13 protein-coding genes are annotated in these 14,056 nt (G+C 63.5%); 5 read left to right on the plus strand and 8 right to left on the minus strand.

What is annotated here, in order from left to right:
* Positions 1-151: 151 nt before the first annotated feature.
* The gene (locus ACVOKO_RS18810; protein ID WP_057627075.1) at positions 152-631 is read right to left on the minus strand and encodes an FKBP-type peptidyl-prolyl cis-trans isomerase; all 480 of its coding nucleotides are present in this window, start codon (positions 629-631) and stop codon (positions 152-154) included.
* 110 nt (positions 632-741) lie between these two features.
* Here ACVOKO_RS18810 and ACVOKO_RS18815 point away from each other — a divergent pair, with 110 nt between their 5' ends.
* From ACVOKO_RS18815 to ACVOKO_RS18825, 3 genes are all read left to right on the plus strand, one after another.
* A complete protein-coding gene (locus ACVOKO_RS18815) occupies positions 742-1,275 on the plus strand; it encodes a C40 family peptidase (protein WP_346500809.1) in 534 nt (177 codons plus the stop codon).
* Between the two features lie 106 nt (positions 1,276-1,381).
* Positions 1,382-2,125, plus strand: coding sequence for a C40 family peptidase (locus ACVOKO_RS18820; protein WP_430980821.1), 744 nt, complete (start codon positions 1,382-1,384; stop codon positions 2,123-2,125).
* Positions 2,126-2,328: 203 nt separating this feature from the next.
* Positions 2,329-3,660 (plus strand): sigma-54 interaction domain-containing protein, encoded by a 1,332-nt coding sequence (locus ACVOKO_RS18825; protein ID WP_346500811.1) that lies wholly within the window; start codon positions 2,329-2,331, stop codon positions 3,658-3,660.
* A 46-nt stretch (positions 3,661-3,706) separates the two neighbouring features.
* Here ACVOKO_RS18825 and ACVOKO_RS18830 read toward each other — a convergent pair whose 3' ends face one another.
* The 7 genes from ACVOKO_RS18830 to ACVOKO_RS18860 all read right to left on the minus strand — a co-directional run bounded on the left by ACVOKO_RS18830 (position 3,707) and on the right by ACVOKO_RS18860 (position 11,361).
* The gene (locus ACVOKO_RS18830) at positions 3,707-5,032 is read right to left on the minus strand and encodes a transporter family protein (RefSeq protein ID WP_346500813.1); all 1,326 of its coding nucleotides are present in this window, start codon (positions 5,030-5,032) and stop codon (positions 3,707-3,709) included.
* 51 nt (positions 5,033-5,083) lie between these two features.
* Positions 5,084-5,848: a hypothetical protein gene (locus ACVOKO_RS18835; RefSeq protein WP_430980822.1), complete on the minus strand. Its 765-nt coding sequence runs from the start codon at positions 5,846-5,848 to the stop codon at positions 5,084-5,086.
* Positions 5,849-5,860: 12 nt separating this feature from the next.
* Positions 5,861-6,559 (minus strand): C39 family peptidase, encoded by a 699-nt coding sequence (locus tag ACVOKO_RS18840; protein ID WP_346500815.1) that lies wholly within the window; start codon positions 6,557-6,559, stop codon positions 5,861-5,863.
* A 142-nt stretch (positions 6,560-6,701) separates the two neighbouring features.
* Positions 6,702-8,186 carry an adhesin gene (locus ACVOKO_RS18845; protein WP_346500817.1) on the minus strand — a complete coding sequence of 495 codons (1,485 nt, stop codon included), beginning with the start codon at positions 8,184-8,186 and terminating at the stop codon, positions 6,702-6,704.
* 47 nt (positions 8,187-8,233) lie between these two features.
* Entirely contained in the window at positions 8,234-8,836 is a 603-nt protein-coding gene (locus ACVOKO_RS18850) for a hypothetical protein (RefSeq protein ID WP_346500832.1), read from the minus strand.
* Positions 8,837-8,868: 32 nt separating this feature from the next.
* Entirely contained in the window at positions 8,869-9,402 is a 534-nt protein-coding gene (locus ACVOKO_RS18855; protein WP_346500819.1) for a hypothetical protein, read from the minus strand.
* A 627-nt stretch (positions 9,403-10,029) separates the two neighbouring features.
* Positions 10,030-11,361: a dicarboxylate/amino acid:cation symporter gene (locus tag ACVOKO_RS18860; RefSeq protein ID WP_346500822.1), complete on the minus strand. Its 1,332-nt coding sequence runs from the start codon at positions 11,359-11,361 to the stop codon at positions 10,030-10,032.
* Positions 11,362-11,512: 151 nt separating this feature from the next.
* On the opposite strand from ACVOKO_RS18860, the gene ACVOKO_RS18865 reads away from it, so the two are divergent.
* Both ACVOKO_RS18865 and ACVOKO_RS18870 read left to right on the plus strand, forming a co-directional pair.
* A complete protein-coding gene (locus ACVOKO_RS18865; RefSeq protein WP_346500824.1) occupies positions 11,513-13,213 on the plus strand; it encodes an alkaline phosphatase in 1,701 nt (566 codons plus the stop codon).
* 29 nt (positions 13,214-13,242) lie between these two features.
* Positions 13,243-13,737 (plus strand): WG repeat-containing protein, encoded by a 495-nt coding sequence (locus ACVOKO_RS18870; RefSeq protein WP_346500826.1) that lies wholly within the window; start codon positions 13,243-13,245, stop codon positions 13,735-13,737.
* Positions 13,738-14,056 lie beyond the last annotated feature (319 nt).

Here is a 14,056-nt window from a genome sequence, read left to right on the forward strand (position 1 = left end):
GCATCTGTAGTGCCGAGCCATGCTCGGCAGGAGCGTTACCGGTAGAGCCTTTGCCGAGCATGGGTCGGCACTACAGAAGCTTGCTCTGCCCTGCAATGCAGAACGGCCCGCGTTGGCGGGCCGTTCTTTGGCAATGCCTTGCGGCAAACGCTTAGTGCTGGTGACCGCCGTCGCCGTGCACGTGGCCGTGCTGCACTTCTTCTTCGCTGGCTTCGCGCACTTCGATGATTTCCACGTCGAAATGCAGGTCCTTGCCAGCCATCGGGTGGTTCAGGTCAACGTCGACCACGGTCATGCCGACCTTCTCCACGGTGACCGCACGCGGGCCGAAGTTGGTCTGCAGGATCACCTGGGTGCCGGGGATCAACGGGGTCTTGCCGAAATGCTTCTTCGGCACGCGCTGGGTCATGCCTTCGCGACGCTCGCCATAGGCATCGGTCGACTTCACGTCCACGCCGAAGCTCTCGCCAGCTTCCTTGTCCATCATCGCCGCTTCCAGGCCCGGGATGATGTTGCCGTGGCCAATCAGGATGGCCAAGGGATCACGGTCCTTGGAGCTTTCGATCGGCTCCTGGCCAGCTTCGGAGACGGTGTAATGGAAACGGACGACGCGGTCTTTTTCGATCTTCATGCGCAACTCTGATAAATGGCTGCCCGCTGGCAGACGTTGGGACGGCTTGTCGGCCGCCGGGGACGCCGCCATGATGACGGCCTTCTTAGGTGGCGCATTATCCGGGCTCCATGCACATCACGCCAGTTTTCCGCTTCCGCTCGTGGCGCCTGCCGCTCACGCTCCTGGCCGCCGCCGCGCTTGCCGCCTGTGGCCATGCCCCGCCCAAGCGGGCCGCCACCCCTGCGCCGGCCCGCAATTACTCCCCTGTCGCGCCTGCCGACCCCGCCGCAGCGGCCTCGGTGCTGATGCGCGCACTGGGCCTGGTCGGCACGCCCTACCGCTATGGCGGCAATACGCCGGAGTCGGGTTTCGATTGCAGCGGGCTGGTGACCTACGTCTACCGGGACATGCTGGCCCTGAACCTACCGCGCACGTCCCGCGAGCTGGCGGCAATCCAGGGGCCGAAGATCGCCCCGGACCGCCTGACCGCAGGCGATCTGGTGTTTTTCGGCAATAAAGGCAACGTCTGGCACGTCGGCATCTACGTCGGCGAAGGCCGTTTCGTGCACGCCCCCAGCACCGGCGGCACCGTCCGCCTGGACCACCTTGACGGGGCCTATTGGCGCGATCATTACACCGGTGCGAAGCGGGTATTACGGTAAAACGAGACATTCCTTGCGAAAAATAACGATTTATTAACGAAAATTGTACCTATCCACACGTTTCACAGGGCATGATCGCCCATCGACTTTTTCCAGTGACTGCCGCGTGACGACTGACAACACGTCCCATCCGAGCCAGCCAAAGATTGTTCCGCTCACCATCCGCCGCCTGATCTGTGCCGCGGCACTGGCTCTGGCCAGCCTGCCCGCCTTCGCTCAGAGCGCCGAAACCGCCCCGGCAGCCAAGCCTGCCGCGGCCAAGACCGAAGCCCCGCGCAGCAAGGCCGACAGCGCTGCTACCGCCACACTCGCCGCGCTGCTGCCGCATCTTGCCGCCAGCGATACCATTCCTCTGATGGACCGTTCGGCAATGTTTGCCGGCGACCTCAGCCGGCTGATTTCCGCCTACGACGCCTCCAAGGGCATCTCCGCCGCCACCGAGGCTGCGCTGGCCAACGATTCGGACGGCAAGGTGCAATCGATCCTGCGCCGCGCCATGACCCTGCTGGGCACCCCGTACCGTTGGGGCGGCACCTCGCCGGACGCCGGTTTTGATTGCAGCGGCCTGGTTGGCTACGTATTCCGTACCGCCCTGGGCGTCGAGCTGCCGCGCGTATCGCGCGAAATGGCCAGCCAGGCCAATGCCGAACTGATCAACGACCGCGCCGCGCTTGCCGCTGGCGACCTGGTGTTCTTCGGCCGCAAGGGCCGCGTCGACCACGTCGGCATCTATGTCGGCGAAGGCCGCTTCCTGCACGCCCCGAGCACCGGCAAGGACGTCCGTACCGACACCTTGATGACCGGTTATTGGGGTGACAAGTTCATGCAGGCACGTCGCGTGGCGCTGTAAGCGCCCTGCCGGCAACTACTGCTGAGTCGCGGCCTTAAGGCCGCGGCTTTTTTATTGCCTGCAATTTGACGGCAGACAATAACTTCTTCTGCACAAAGGTTAATGCGAGCACTCCCAGGCCAGCTCCAAATTAACTGACGAATACGATTGCGCATGCGTGAATCAGGGGTATATCGTGGCCGCCAATGGAGATACGACCAGGCATGGCGGCGACACAAATGTCAAGTACGCGTTGTGTGATCTGGTTTGGAAATCCGGGGGCAAGAGAGAAAGTAATGCTGGCTGCGGACGGCTGGCAGGTGCGGACGGTACTCCCCCAACAACCCGCCGACATTGGCATGCGCGGCGGTGACACGGTGGTTGGCCTGATCGATTTCCGCACCAGCTCGGACAGCGAGCTGGAGCGCATCGGCAAGCTGACCGCCGAGCATCAGCATATGCCCTTGTTTGCCATTACCCCGGCCAACGACGGCAGCCACGCCACACCGCAACACCCTCTGCTGGCAGCGTGCCGCCAACAATTCCCGCATCCACCGGATCTGAAGGAACTGCTGCGCGGCCTGCAGGGGCTGAGCAATGAAGTGCCGCGCGCGGCCAGCGACGATGTACTGGACACCTTGCTCGGCGAGAGCGAGGTGATGCTGGTCATGCGCGCGACGCTGCGGAAGTACGCACCGGTGGATCTGCCGGTGCTGATCACCGGGGAAACCGGCACCGGCAAGGAAGTTGCCGCGCATGCCCTGCACCGGTTGTCGGCACGCGGTGGCAAACCTTTCCAGGCAATCAACTGCGGCGCCATTCCTTCCACCTTGATCCAGTCAGAGCTGTTCGGCCACGAGCGTGGCGCATTTACCGGCGCCAGCAGCCGCCGCCTGGGCCTGTTCGAAACCGCGCACAACGGCAGCGTATTCCTTGATGAAATCGGCGACCTGCCGCTGGATGCGCAGACCAGCCTGTTGCGGGTGCTGCAGGAAGGCACCATCGAGCGCATCGGCAGCAACCAGCCGGTTGCGGTAGACGTACGCATCCTCGCCGCCACCCACGTGGATCTGGAACGTGCGGTGGAAGAAGGTCGGTTCCGCCGCGACCTCTACTACCGGCTCAACGTACTGCGCCTGGCGATGCCGCCACTGCGCAAGCGCGATGGCGACATTGAACTGCTGTCGCGGCAATTCCTGCGCAACTTCCGCCTGCGCCACCCCACCCGCGCGCGCGGCTATACGCATGAAGCCCGCCAGGCGATGGACCGCTTTCCCTGGCCGGGCAATGTGCGCGAACTGCTCAACCGGGTGCAGCGTGCCGCCATTACCGCCGAAGGTGAGCTGATCAGCAGTACCGATCTGGAACTCAACTCACCCCCCGATGGCGCCCAACTGAACAAGGCGCGCAGTCGCGCCGAACGCGAAACCCTGCTGTCCTGCCTGCAACAAAGCCAGTACAACATCAGCGCCTGCGCGCGCCTGATGAAGGTGTCGCGGGTCACCATCTACCGCATGTGCCGCAAACACCAACTGGAACTGGAAGCGCTGCGTTGAGTGCACAACGCAGCGCTGCAGCGTTCACCCACCCGGCCAGACAGGCTCACAGCATGTAAGGCACCTTGAAGGCCAGGCTGAAATCCGGTGCATCCGGGGTCAAGCCAATGCCCAGCATGCTGACGAAGGTGGCCTTGGAGGTCAGCGCATAGGTCACACCAAGATTGAGCGTGCCGGCGTTGCCATCGCTGCCGATGATCTTCATCCATTTGCCGTCCTTGTAGCGGGTGGACGCGCGTGCGCTCATTCGGTCACTGTAGGAAATGCTCAGGCTGGTGCGTTCGTTGAAGGCAAACGCAATGCCCGCGCCGAAGTAATACGAATCACCCAGAACCACTTCGCCCGGATTCACCGTGTCCGGGTTGGCATCGATGTCGTCGAAGCTGCGCTTGAACGAACGTACATAACCGATGTTGCCGAACAGGATCGCAGGGTCGGCGCTCTTGACCGCCGACAGACCAATATTGGCCTGCCACAAACCATTGCCCGTGGGCTGTTTGGCCGGCACCGCGAAACGGATGAAGTCATCGTCGTCGCGTTCAATCACCTTCCAGTCCAGACCATAGGGCTCACGCCCGGTCGGTGCGGTCACTGCACCGGTCAATACCGTTTCCGGGCGCCAACCGCGTTCGCCGAACAGCTTGTAGTTGGCGCTGACGGTTACATCGCCTATGCCGGTGCCGTGGGTTTCCTCCTGCGCGATCGCCGCCGCCGAGCCACCTGCACCGCCCTTCTGGTAGATGGTCTTGCGGGCGATATACGGCACATCCAGGTTCAGTGTCAGCCGCGGATTGAGGCCCCAACGTGCGGCAAAGTTGTAGGTGAGTGAATCGGACTCGACGTTCTCGATGGCGATGTTGCCCAGAAAAATCGCATCCAGCGCCAGGAAACCATTGAGGGTGAGTTGTTTGCGGTCGTAGCGTGCATAGGTGATGCTGTTTTCCAGCGTCAGCCGCTGGTTGAACAAGGCGGACTGCTGTTGCTTGACGTCATCAACGCTACGTCGCGCGGCTTCCTTGGCTTCCTGTGCCTCGGCCGCACTGCTCGCATAGCCCTCACCTGTAGGCGCTGCGTTGGCCGCCGTGGTCGTCGCCGGGGCCGCAGGCGCAGTCGCCACGTTGGCCGTGGGTGGCTGTGCTGCAGGCATCTGCGCGGTCTTGCCGCTGACCCTCGCCTGGATCGCCTGCACCTGCATGTCCAGCTCGCGCAGCCGGCGCACCTCCTGTGCATAGCTGGCTTTCAAGGACTCCAGCTGTGCCACCAGTGCCCGTACATCCGCTTCGTCGCTACTGCCGGTTGTCGCCTCCTGTGCCAACACCTTGGGTGAAGCCACAGTCAGACTCACCAGCGCCGCCATCGCCAGTCGTTTCATTGGTGCCGTCCTCTACGTTGTAACTGCAAAATCCCGTGCCAGGCACGGGGCTCACTGCCCGCCCACCCCGCCAATCCCCCGATTGAGCGTGATGGCCTGTGCCACGTTCTGTGCAAGCGGCAGGTTGCCCCCCAGCGACTGCCGCACCAGATCAATCTGCAACCGGTTGCTCACCACCTGCCCATCGCTGGTCAGCTGGATGCTCTGGCCAACGCTGCCGCTGCGCAGCCATTGCTGCACCGCGCCCTGGCCTTCGATGTTCAATTGCAGCCGCGCGGCATTGCCGTCGAAGCTGGCCACCGCGCTGGCGTTGCCGGACTGCGCGCTGACATCGCCGGCAAGCGTGCCGCTGCCAGTGGGAACAACACCGTCATTGCGCACGTTCAAATGCATCACGTTGCTGGCGCGGTTGCTGTCACCGGCGACCTGCACGCTCTGGCTCACGCCGCTCACATTGTTCAAGCCGCTGCCGTCAATGCTGCGCCCTGCCACATCCGGCAGCGGCGCATTGGCGGCGGTGATGTTTACGCTGGGGGTGAAACTCACCTTGGGCGCGTTGCCTTTGGTGAAATCCATGCCCAGCGTCATGGTGCCCTGCAGGTTCTGGCCGGTGCTGGTCTGCCAGGTCGACACCATGGTCACCCCGAACCAGGCAACCGCATTGCCACCTACGGTGTAACGGCCACGCATCAGGTTCAATTCCGGGTCGGGTATTTCATGCAGGCCCTTGCCAGGCTTGCCCGGGTTTTCCGCGCCATGCACTGGCAGCGCGGCACTCAGCGCCAAAGCCAGCAGGGCGAACTTGGTCATGTTCATCACAACACTCCTTCAGAACAGGTCGGCATGGGTAAAACCAAAATCGACCAGCTCCGCATCGGTAATGGGGCCGCGCCCTTGACGTGCATACAGCGCGCGAGCGCTCGGCTTTTCACTGGGTTGCAGCAGCACCGTATTGCGGTCGAAGTCGCTGCCTATCACCACGAATACCGCGCGCGATGGCCAGGACTGCAGGAACTCGGCCATCGGCACCACGCGGTTGCCCAGAATGGGATCGGCTATCTCGGCCATGCCGTCGCGCACCTGCTTGAGCACGACGAAGTGGCGGAAGCCGCGCACATCCATCAACACCAGGCCGGGGACCCGCAGATTCGCCAACCGGTCTTCATCGATCCGGTAACCGCGCCCGCGCATGCCCAGCGATTCCACGTAACGCTTGATATCCAGCAATGAGAATCCGCGTTGTTTCACCAACTCCGGATCGGCCACACCCATCATTCCCTCGATCACCGTCGCCTCATCGGTATTCAAGTGGTAGGCATGCTTGAGAATCGTGGCCAACGCAGCGGCACCGCAGCTGTAATCGGTCTGCTGCCGCACCAGGTTGCGGAACCGCCGTTCTTTCATGCTCTCGATCTTGCCGCTGTACAAGGCCCCATTGGGCAGCACGCCGTTGAACGCCACCTCGCCTGCGTGCAGCAGGCCCGGGGACAACGACAATGCACAGATCAGCAGCAAGCAACGGAACATAAGCACGGCGCCTCCAGCGTGTAGGTAGGTGGGAGCCCCCCTCCTGGGGGAGAGGAGTGGGGCCCCCGGAACCCGGCCATTGGCGGATGACCGGGCTTGTTGCGCGAAGCCGGTGCGTCATCCAGATGGATGACGCGTCCGGTTATTCACCACCCGGGTTGCCCGGCGGAGTGCCACCACCGGTGGAGGGCTGTGCAACCGCCAGCGCGAGGCTGTTGGCCTGCAGGTTGCCGGTGCCGGAGGACACGTTCACGCCGATGTTGCCCGACGCGCCGGAGAACGCACTGCCCGACAGGCTGGCAGTATTGGTCGCATCAACCGCGATCCAATCGATGTCGATCACGCTGCCGCTCAGGCTGGCCGTCAGATCGGCAGTACCCATCTCGGAGAAGCTCGAAGTGCCCTTCTCGTCGGTATCCCATGCCATGCCACCCACGCCCGGCTTGTTCGGGTTGGCGACGGCGCCCTGGGTCTCGAAGTCCCAATCCGAGTGACCGGTCTGGTCACCGGCCGGATGCCTGTCACCCTCCCAGTTGTCCGGATAGAAGTTGGTCTTCTGGTAGGAGTTGCCGGTGCCGGTATAGGTGCCGGTGCCGGTGCCCTTGGTGGTGCCGGCAACCTTGCCGCTCATGTTGATGGCGTAGCTGTTCACGACATAGTCGTAATAGCCATCGTTCTCAACCTCGTTGCCCGAGGACACCTGGTTTGAACTGATGCTCGAGGTGGCATAGGCGCTGGTTGCCACCGATGCGGCCAGAGCGTTCTTCTGCTCGTTGTTGTTGCCCGAGGTAACGTTCACACCGATGTTGCCGGTGGCACCGGAGAAGGCATTGCCACCGACGCCTGCGGTGTTGGTCACACCGTAGTTCATCGTGGTGTTGTTCATGCCACTCTGGTTCACGAACACTTCCGCATCAGCCATGCCGAAGCTGAAGGACGCATCGGCTGCCGACAGTGCAGCCGCATTGTCCTGGGCGTTGTTGTCACCGGCGGCGACGTTGAAGCCCAGGTTGCCCGACGCTTCGGAGCCGACGTCATCGGCAATCGAGGCATCATTGGTCAACAGACCGTTCTCGGCATGGTTGTTGGAAATCGACTGGCGGTTGTCAATGATGGCAATCGCAGCCGAATCCAGATCGATGTCACCGGTGATGGTCGGGTCGCCGGAGAAGTTCACATCCGAGCTCAGACGCATGTCCTTTTCAAGGTTCACGTCCACGCCGTGGTTGTTCTTTTCCTTGCGCTCGTCGGCAGAAATGTTCGAGGTCTTCTGCACGTTCTCGGTTACATCGTTGGACCAGGTGTTGCTGGTCTCGGTGTTGCTGCGGGTATCGGTACTGCTGGTGGTTTCGGTGTTGGTGCGGGTGTCAGTGTTGTTGCGCGTATCGTTGTAGCGCAGCCTGGCAGCAGCATCCAACTTCAGATCGATGTCGGTATCGATCGCCGTGTTTACATCGGTATTTACGTTGGTGTTGGTGTTGGTGTTGGTATTCGTGCGCGTCTCATTCACGTTGTGCTGGTGATTGATGTTCGCGCTCGCGTTCTGGTCGTCCGCCGCATTGGCTGCCGCACTCATGGTGAATGCGGTAACCGCCATGGCGAGTACTGTCCATTTATTCGCTTTCATGGTGCCCTCTTCAGGTTTTCTGATGCATCGGGTGGATGGAGCTGTGCTCACGGGGTGCCTTGCACGGAGATGCTGAATCTGTTCTCCGTTGCATTGCCTGATCCCGCGATCTGATTGAGTTGCAGTACGCCGTCAAATCCGCGCAGCGCGGACTCCTCCACGCCTACCCGTCGGGTAGCGCGCGGGTCGGTGACGATGGGCTGCCCCCCCGCCGACGCGAGCACTTCGGATGAAGTCATTGCTTCATCACTTGCCTCGCGTATGCCCTGTGAAGCCAGCGTTGCGTTGACGGAGTTCAGCTCCGCATTGCCGCCACCGCTGGCCTGATTGATTGATGCGATGCCACTGGCCCCTGCCAGCGCATTGCCGCCGATGACCGCCGAGGCCTGCATCGGTGTGTTGTAGAGATTGGCTTGCCGCTGTTGCAGGCTGCGCACGCTCGACGAAGCCTGCGCGCCATTGGCCATGCTGTGCAGGTTGGCCTGCAGGTTGAGCTCACCTGCTGCCTGGTTGACCTTGATGGAGCCATCGGCGCCGGCCAGCGCATTGCCGTCAATGCGGCTGTCTGCGGAGAGATACGACAACATGCCGATATAGCTGTCGCCGCGCGATTGCGCCTGCGACGCACCTGCCGCCAGCAGCAATGCCATCACCGTGACGGACAAACGGACGAGGCCTGCGTTCACTTGCCACCCGGCCCGGCCGGCTGGCCCAGCGGGAACTGTGCCAATGCACCCCGCACCTGATCGCCGATACCGCGTGTGGCGCCGCCCACGGCACCCATCGGGCCGCCGATGGCGCGCGTCATCTGATTGCCGGACAGCATTCCGCCATCGCCGGTTACCCGGCCCAAGGTGCCACCGACCACGCCGGTGGTTACCCGCTCCACCGTGGTCTGGCCGTGCCCGCTTGCCAGGCCGTCGGCCATACCCGAGCCCATCGCCGCATAGTCGTCGTCGCTGAGCTCACTCATGCCGCCCGCACCCAGGGCCGCGCCCAGTTCCTTGCGCGGTGAGGGGTCAGCAATCAAGGCCATGCCCGGTGGCGCCGGGCGATAGGCCGGACGCGCCGATACATCTCGCAGCAACACAATCTCGCCCGGTTGGGCTTTTACGCCCTGGCGTGCGCCCGAGGCCAAGGCGGCCTCACTGGCGACGGTGCTGATCAGCAACAGTCCGATCAGGGCGGCATAGCGATGTAGGGTGCAGCTGTCCATTGCGTCGTCCACTCGTATCCAACGCGAGTGAGAGAGCAGCTACCGTGCCAAGCCTGAATTTCCTTTGAAAACATACACTTGAATTCCGCAAGCAGCATTACAGGTGTATCCCTGTCACAACCCTGCGCAGGGCAAAGGCGGCGTACGGAAGCCCTGCCCAACGCACGACAATCAAGCCAGACGTGGCTTTCACGCAGGTGTATCAGTGCTGTTACAGACAGCTGTTACACCTGCTACAGCGCAACGCTGCGGGGCGGTCATTTGATCTTGCAGGAGCGGCATGAGCCGCGAGGCTGGCATTGCTGAATCACCGGCAGCGTTGCCATCTACGGATCTGCGTGTTTCCGGGCTTACGCCGGCCCTACAGCCAATCAGCCAAACAATCAGCCCGGCTGCGCTTACGCATACCCGGGCCTTGTGGGAGCGGCGCAAGCCGCGAAGCTGGTGTTGTTCAAGCCTCAGGGAGCTTTGCCATCTGCTGATCTACGTGTGTCGCGGCTTGCGCCGCTCCCACAAAAGAAGAATCCGATGCCAGCTGCCTGGCATCGGATTCGGGATAGCCCATCTATTTGAGCGATCAGCGCTGGCAGACATCCTTTGAATGCCGCATTACGACTGTGCTGACACTCACTCCAGATGACGGCCGTTGGCACCGCCGCCCATCGCCGGAGTTCCGGCAGCATCGTAGACCTGCTGATCGAGCAACCCCGTCTCTTTGGCCACGATCACCGGCACCACCATCTGCCCGGTGACATTGGTCATGGTGCGCATCATGTCGAGGATGCGGTCGATCGCGTACAGGTAACCAATCGCCTCCAACGGCAGGTTGGCCGCACTCAATACCACCGTCGCCATCACCACCGCCGTACCCGGCACGCCAGCGGTACCAAAGCTGCCCAGCACCGAGGCGATCAGCACGATCACGTATTGTTCGGGCGTCAATGGCACGCCGGTGTATTGCGCAATGAACACCGCACACAACGCCGGATAGATCGCGCCGCAGCCGTCCATCTTGATGCTGGCGCCCAAGGGCACCGCGAACGAGGCGTAATCCTTGTTCACGCCCAGGTTGTCGCTGATCGAACGCATCGCCACCGGCATCGCGGCGAAGCTCGACGAGGCCACGAACGCCACCTGCATGCCCGGCGCCGCACCGCGGAAGAACTTCCACGGGTTGAGCCCGTGCACCAGCAACAAGCCGCTGTAAACCACCACGATATGCAGCGCGCAGGCCACGTACAGCGCCAGCACGAAGTTGCCCAGTGGCAGCAGCTTCTCGAAGCCATAGCTGCCAACCAGCCCGGCGATCAGGCCGAAGGTACCCAGCGGTGTCATCTCCAGCACGAAGCGGGTCACCTGGATCATGATCTCGCTCATCTGGCCGACCAGCTTGCGTGCCTCGTTGACCTTCTCGCCCAGCTTGACCATCGCAAAGCCGAGCAGGCCGGCAAAGAAGATCACCGGCAGGATCGAACCGCGTCCAGCGGCCAATACCTGTTCACCGGCGGCATTGGTCTTGGTGCCAATCCCAGCCAGCGCGTAGAACACGTTGGACGGCACCACATCCATCAGCACCTTGGCAATCGATGGCACGTCACGCGGGGTGTACGTCGCGTCCACCGCCAGCTTCAGCCCGCCGGTACCCGGCTGCATCACCGTGCCGACCAGCAGGCCGATGCCCACCGCAAACGCGGCGGTGATGACAAACCACAGGAAGGTGCGGCCGCTCAGCGCCGCCACCGATTTCTGCCCGTGCAGCGAGCCGATCGCATTGATCACCGCGAAGAACACCAGCGGCACCGCGATCATTTTGATCAAGGTGACGTAGAGCTCGCCCAGGGGGCCGAAAAAGGTCTCGGCGGCCGGCCCCAGCGCCCAGCCCGCCAGCGCGCCCAGCACAAAGCCACCCACCACCCGCTGCCAGAAGGGGATCCGCAGCCAGGCAGAAACCACATTCATATCGTCAATCCGGAAAGCAAATCGAAGGTTGTCACGATAGCGCAAGGCCTGAGCCAGCACGATGCCCACAAAGAAAAGCTGCGTGTCATATGCATGCCTTCCAGGCTTGACCATAATGGCGGTCTGCCTTCATCCAGCGGTAACAACCACGATGCACAAAGCCAGTTTCCTGTCCGCCGCCCTGTCCACCCTGCTGCTCGGCGCCTGCGCCAGCACGGCCCCGCAGTCCGGCGCGGCCAACGCAGTCAGCGTTGACGTCCCCCAGATCACCCGCCCGGACGGGGAAACACCGCAGTGGTGGTACCGCGATGGCGCCGCCCGCGCCGCCGGCAATGGCGCCATGGCCGGCAAGGCCAAGAACGTGATCCTGTTCCTGGGCGACGGCATGAGCCTGACCACCGTGGCGGCCGCACGCATCCTGGAAGGCCAGCGCAAGGGCCAGCCGGGTGAAGAGAACCTGCTGTCCTGGGAGCGCTTCCCGGCCACCGCATTCAGCAAGACCTACAACACCGACTCGCAGACCCCCGATTCGGCCGGCACCATGACCGCCATCACCACCGGCGTGAAGAGCCATATGGGCGCCATCGGCGTCAGCGCTGGCAGCCGCAACAACTGCGCCGACAGCCTGCCCAAGGGCCTGCTGACCTGGCTGCAGCTGGCCGACAGCGCCGGCATGGCCACCGGCATCGTCTCCACCGCACGCCTGACCCACGCCACCCCGGCCGCCACCTACGCGCATTCGCCGGAGCGCAACTGGGAAAACGACACCGACCTGCCGGAAGCGGCCAAGGCCGCTGGTTGCGTGGATATCGCCCAGCAGCTGATTTCAACCGCACGGTACGGACAGGGCCCGCTGGTCGCACTGGGCGGCGGCCGTGGTGAGTTCACCACCGTCAACGAGCAGGACCCGGAATACGCCGACAAGGTCGGCCTGCGCCTGGATGGCCGCAATCTGGTCGCCGAATGGCAGGCCAAACACCCGCAGGGTGCCTATGTGTGGAATGCCGACCAGCTCAAGGCCGCCGCCAACGCACCGGCGCTGCTCGGCCTGTTCGAGCCGGACCACATGCAGTACGAGCAGGACCGCCCCAAGGACCGCGCCGGTGAACCGTCGCTGGCCGAACTGACCCGTGCCGCCATCGCCAACCTGTCCAGGCATCAGGAAGGCTTCGTGCTGATGGTCGAGGGCGCGCGCATCGACCACGCCAACCACAGCGGCAACGCCGCCCGGGCGCTGGGCGACACCATCGCCATGTCCGATGCGGTCAAGGCGGCGGTTGATGCCACCTCGGCCGAAGACACCCTGATCATCGTCACCGCCGACCACTCGCACACCTTGAATTTCGTCGGTTACCCGGCGCGCGGCAATGCCATCCTCGGCAAGGTCAAGGACAAGGGTGGCGAAGACGGCATGGGCGCACTGGACCTGGCCCGCGACGGCATGGGCATGCCCTACACCACCCTCAGCTATGCCAATGGCCCGGGCTTCACCGGCGCCAGCAACCAGCAACCGGCCGGGCCCAAGCGCTTCCCGCATTCGCCCAGCACCTTCGAAGCCGCCAACGGTCGCCCCGACCTGACCCACGTCGACACCGAGCACCCGGACTACATGCAGGAAGCGCTGGTGCCGTCCAAGAGCGAATCGCACGGCGGCGAAGACGTCGGCATCTGGGCGCGCGGCCCGGGCAGCAAGGCGGTACGCGGCACGATGGAGCAGAACACCATCTACCACCTGATCGTGCAGTCCACCCCGCGCCTGCGCGCGCGCCTGTGTGCACTGGGCACCTGCGACACGCACGGCGTGCCGGTGGAACTGCCGCAGCCGGCCAAGTTCGAACGCAAGGCGCAATGAGCCGGATCCGGCACGCTACCGGATGGCCAGTGGCAGCATTGCTGTCACTGGTCACGGCGCCAGCCTTCGCGCTGGTCGACCAACCTTGCTACCGGATGGACACCGATACGTTCAAGATTCTGGAGGGCTGCAAGCGGGCCAGCGATGGCACGCTGATCGTCTCCGAAACGGCGCTGGCGCAGCTTGAGTACGATGCTGATGGGCTAGCCGCTGTCATTGCCGGCAAACACCATTACTACCTGCGTCGCGATGGCCGCCATCTGGCGGTGATCACCTATGACAGCGGCCCGGACTATTTCGAGGAAGGCCTGACCCGGGCCTGGGTCGATGGCCAGATCGGCTACTACGACCGCCAACTGCAGCCTGCCTTCGCGGCCCGCTTTGACTGGGGCTGGCCCTTCAAGGACGGAGTTGCCGAAGTCTGCCAAGGCTGCGCCCCCGGCAAACCCGATGCAGGCGGCCACACCGCGATCGAAGGCGGCAAGCATTACCGCATCGATCGCCAAGGCAACATCCTTCCCTGAGCTGGGTTTGCATGCGCTTGTGGGAGCGGCGTAAGCCGCGAAGCTGGCGTCATTGAAACTGCCAGCCCCCCCGCAACCTGACGGACTATCTGCTTCGCGGCTGACGCCGCTCCTACAAAACCAGCGGCCGCGCTGCAGCGTAGTGCCGAGCCATGCTCGGCAGGGGCCTCAGCGGGCTCCGCTCCACCAGGGCGGCCAGCACCATGCACCACCAGAAAAAGCAGACCAGCGCATTTGTAGGAGCGGCGGCAGCCGCGAAGCTGGCCGCCGGCCCAAAGCCCGCCCCCCGGCCAACGGAAGCACGGCCGGCGTCGCGGCG

The organism is Stenotrophomonas sp. STEN240, assembly GCF_056756175.1.

What these genes read in the sequence shown, in the direction of transcription:
- ACVOKO_RS18810 (WP_057627075.1), bottom strand. Translation starts at nt 631, where the DNA reads ATGAAGATCGAAAAAGACCGCGTCGTCCGTTTCCATTACACCGTCTCC.
- ACVOKO_RS18815 (WP_346500809.1), top strand. Translation starts at nt 742, where the DNA reads ATGCACATCACGCCAGTTTTCCGCTTCCGCTCGTGGCGCCTGCCGCTC.
- ACVOKO_RS18825 (WP_346500811.1), top strand. Translation starts at nt 2,329, where the DNA reads ATGGCGGCGACACAAATGTCAAGTACGCGTTGTGTGATCTGGTTTGGA.
- ACVOKO_RS18830 (WP_346500813.1), bottom strand. Translation starts at nt 5,032, where the DNA reads ATGAAACGACTGGCGATGGCGGCGCTGGTGAGTCTGACTGTGGCTTCA.
- ACVOKO_RS18835 (WP_430980822.1), bottom strand. Translation starts at nt 5,848, where the DNA reads ATGAACATGACCAAGTTCGCCCTGCTGGCTTTGGCGCTGAGTGCCGCG.
- ACVOKO_RS18840 (WP_346500815.1), bottom strand. Translation starts at nt 6,559, where the DNA reads ATGTTCCGTTGCTTGCTGCTGATCTGTGCATTGTCGTTGTCCCCGGGC.
- ACVOKO_RS18845 (WP_346500817.1), bottom strand. Translation starts at nt 8,186, where the DNA reads ATGAAAGCGAATAAATGGACAGTACTCGCCATGGCGGTTACCGCATTC.
- ACVOKO_RS18850 (WP_346500832.1), bottom strand. Translation starts at nt 8,836, where the DNA reads ATGGCATTGCTGCTGGCGGCAGGTGCGTCGCAGGCGCAATCGCGCGGC.
- ACVOKO_RS18855 (WP_346500819.1), bottom strand. Translation starts at nt 9,402, where the DNA reads ATGGACAGCTGCACCCTACATCGCTATGCCGCCCTGATCGGACTGTTG.
- ACVOKO_RS18860 (WP_346500822.1), bottom strand. Translation starts at nt 11,361, where the DNA reads ATGAATGTGGTTTCTGCCTGGCTGCGGATCCCCTTCTGGCAGCGGGTG.
- ACVOKO_RS18865 (WP_346500824.1), top strand. Translation starts at nt 11,513, where the DNA reads ATGCACAAAGCCAGTTTCCTGTCCGCCGCCCTGTCCACCCTGCTGCTC.